The 3,569-nt window shown below is 72.7% G+C and carries 2 protein-coding genes and 1 pseudogene; all 3 read left to right on the top strand.

Translation table 11 applies throughout. The features are described 5' to 3' along the window. The first annotated feature begins 352 nt into the window (after window positions 1-352). A complete protein-coding gene (locus NBW84_RS09935; RefSeq protein ID WP_250283858.1) occupies window positions 353-2,347 on the top strand; it encodes an ABC transporter ATP-binding protein in 1,995 nt (664 codons plus the stop codon). Window positions 2,348-2,482: 135 nt separating this feature from the next. Then, the gene (locus NBW84_RS09930; protein ID WP_250283856.1) at window positions 2,483-3,316 is read left to right on the top strand and encodes a hypothetical protein; all 834 of its coding nucleotides are present in this window, start codon (window positions 2,483-2,485) and stop codon (window positions 3,314-3,316) included. A 6-nt stretch (window positions 3,317-3,322) separates the two neighbouring features. Continuing rightward, a pseudogene (locus tag NBW84_RS09925) lies at window positions 3,323-3,569 on the top strand (hypothetical protein); the annotation flags it as partial.

The following is a 3,569-nucleotide window of genomic DNA, read 5'->3' as shown; positions in this document are numbered from 1 at the left end:
TCCATCTAGTGGTCACCGTCCCTATGGCGATCGCCGACCCTACGGTGAGCAGCGTTCGTGCTGCGAACGGTGTCCATTTGGCGGTCACCGTGCCTACGGCAGCCACTGCCCCTACGGCGAGCAGTGCCCATGTTGCGAACAGTGCCCGCCTGGCGGTCATCGTCCGCACGGTAGGCGCTGCCCACAGGACGAGCGCTGCTCACCCAGTGGGCACTGGTCACATGGCGGACGGTGTCCATATGGCGGACGGTGTCCATGTGATGACAAGTGCCCGCACAAGGGTCGGGGCACAGGCCGAGTGGGTGGCCCTGAGTACTTGTCCTGACACGATGACCATGCGGGAGAAGCGACGATGACCAGCCCCGAGGCGTCCACGAACAGGCTTGAGGTGTCCGCAGCCAGGCCCGAGTCGTTCGTGCGGGCGGACGACGGCCGGGAGCTGCTACCCATCGCGACCAGCGTGCGTATCCGCGTCACGGTCGGCGAGCTGCTGCGCGAGCGGCGGGCGCTGACCATCACCGCGTTCGGTGTGCTGGCCCTGTCGACGGTGGCCGGCCTGTTCACCGCGCCCCTGCTCGGCCACATCGTCGACGTGGTGGCCGACGGCCGGCCAGCCGGCGCGATCACCACCCCGGTCGTGCTGCTCGTGGTCGTCGCGGCCGCGCAGGGCGTGCTGACCGCGGTCGGGGTCACCCTCGTCGCCCGGCTCGGCGAAGGGGTGCTGGCCGTCCTGCGCGAACGCTTCGTGGAGCGCGCGCTCACCCTGCCGCTGGAGCAGGTGGAACGGGCCGGCGCCGGCGATCTGACCTCACGCGTGACCAACGATGTCACGCGGATCACCGAGGCGGTCCGCGGGGCGCTGCCGGAGATGGCCCACGCCGCTCTGACCATCGCGTTCACCCTGGTGGGGCTCGCGGTCCTCGACTGGCGCTTCACGCTCGCGGCCCTGCTCGCCGCGCCTGTCCAGGTCCAGGCGGTCCGCTGGTACGCCGGGCGCAGCATCCCCCTCTACGCCGAGCAGCGCATCGCCGCCGGCGCCCAGCAGCAGCAGCTCCTCGACACCATCGGCGGCGCGGCCACCGTCCGGGCGTTCCGCCGCGACGACGAGCACATCGGCCGGGTCACCCGGCGCTCCCGGACCACCGTCGACCTGGCCCTGCGCGGAATCCATCTGATCACGCGGTTCTACGCCCGGCTGAACCTCGCCGAGTTCATCGGTCTCGCCGCCGTCCTCACGGCCGGGTTCCTGCTGGTACGCGACGGATCGGTGACGATCGGCACCGCGCCCGCGGCGGCCCTGTACTTCCACAACCTGTTCAACCCGATCAACGTGGCGCTGGCGCTCGTCGACGAGGCCCAGGCCGCGACGGCGAGCCTGGCCCGGATGGTGGGCATCGCCGACATCCCGACGACGCCGGAACCGCACCGGCCCGCCCAGCCGGCCAACGTGCTGACCAGCATGTCGGATGCCGCGTCGGCCAACGCGTCGGGCACCGTGTCGTCCGCGGTCTCGGCCGCCACAGCAGTCACCACGCCGGTCAGGGGGCCAGTCGGCAGGCCGGTGACCGTGCCGGTCGCCGTGCCGGTGGACGCCTCGGTCAGGGCCGCCGGCGTCGGCCACGCCTACCGGCCCGGCCACGATGTGCTGCGTGACGTCGACCTCGACATCGAGCCGGGCGAACGGGTCGCGCTCGTCGGCGCCAGCGGCGCGGGCAAGACGACCCTGGCCAGGCTCATCGCGGGTATCCACCGCCCCACCAGCGGGTCGATCGCGCTCGGCGGCGTGGAGCTGGACGAGCTCGGCCCGGCCGCGGTCCGCCGGACAGTCGTCCTGATCTCCCAGGACATGCACGTCTTCGCCGGGCCGCTCGCCGACGACCTGCGCCTGGCCCGCCCGGACGCCAGCGACGACGAGCTGCTCGCGGCGCTCGACCGCGTCGGCGCGGCGGGGTGGGCGAAGGCGCTGCCCGAGGGGCTGGCCACCGTGGTGGGGGAGGGCGGGCACCGGCTGACCGTCACGCAGGCCCAGCAGCTCGCGCTCGCCCGCCTCGTCCTCACCGACCCGCCGGTGGCGATCCTCGACGAGGCCACCGCGGACGCCGGCAGCGCCGGTGCCAGCATCCTGGAGGCCGCCGCCGAGCAGGCGCTGGCGGGCCGGACCGGGCTGGTCGTCGCGCACCGCCTCACCCAGTCGGCCGGCGCGGACCTCGTCGTCGTCCTGGACGACGGGCGGATCGTCGAGACCGGCACGCACGACGAGCTCATCGCCGCCGGCGGGCGCTACGCGGCGCTGTGGGAGGTATGGTCCGACACCCGCGCGCCACAGGACGCTCCCGTCAACCAGTAGACCGCTGTCAACCAGTAGAGCACCTTCGTCCGGCTGCCCGCGGCCCGCGGGCTGTCCCGCTCACGCTGGGCTATGGCCACCGCCTTACTGCGCGACCCCCTATTCTGACAATACGTGTCGTAGCTAGCGCAAGGGGTGATCGTCCTGTCGATCCGCGCGACCCAGGTGATGGTCGAGCGGCGTAAGGGCACGGATATGGCTGGCGAGCGTCGTTTCTCCACGGGTGTAGGGTTGCTGGCCGCCGCAGGGCTGGTCGCGGTCGGGATCGCCGTCGGGCTGGTACTCGTCGGCGGCCGGGGCGGCTCCCCGACACCGACATCGGCGCCGGCGCCGGCCACGGCCACGGCCACGGGTACGGCCGGCGCGGTCCCGGTGCCCGGCGGGCCGGTGCGCCCGGATTCGGGCCTGCCCGTCCTGGACTTCTCCGACCTGGCCTGGCTGGACTTCCACGGCTTCGCTCTGCCGGTCTCACCGGCCGCGGGCCCGCGCAGCCTGGCCGACGACCGGGCGTCCGGGTTCGCCCACACCCCGCTGGGCGCCGCCCTCGCCGCGATCCACGTTGTCTTCCGTACGGACGCCGTTGTCGGCGCCTACATCTTCGAACCCACCATCGCCGAGCAGGCGACCGGCGCCGACCAGCCCGCCCTGCTGACACGGACCCGGATAGCCGCGACGCGATATGCCATTCCCGACCGGCTCACCGGACGGTTCTCCGACCCGATCTTCCGCTACGCCGGGGTCCGGTTCGATGTGGCCGCCCCCGACCGGGTCGTGCTGTATGTGGCCACGGACGCCGTGGATTCCACCGGCACCACCGGGTACGCCGCCATGCGCATCGAGCTGCGCTGGGAGCGGGGGGACTGGCGGATCGTGGTCCCACCCGGCGGCAACTGGGAGACGGTCATCACCCGGATCGCCTCCACCGCGGGCTTCCAACTGTTCCCCGGAGATAGGAGCCCCCGGAGATAAGAGCCCATGGCTCCTCCAGACCTCGACGGCACCCTTCCAGGCACTGGTAACTCGTTGGCCCTCGGCACCCCGTTGGGATCGCTGGTAGCCGTCACCGAGTTCGCCGGCGCCAAAGCCGGCACCGGCACCGGCACCGGCACCGGCACCGAAGCCGACGACGAAGCCGGCGCCGGCCGGGGCGGCGGTGGGTCAGTCGCGGGCGGCGGCTTCCATTGCCTCGATCAGGCTCTTGGGGCGCAGGTCCGTCCAGTGT

Source organism: Protofrankia sp. CiP1_Cm_nod2, assembly GCF_920664355.1.
Lineage (GTDB): Bacteria > Actinomycetota > Actinomycetes > Frankiales > Frankiaceae > Protofrankia.
This window is presented reverse-complemented; position numbering and strand designations above follow the sequence as displayed.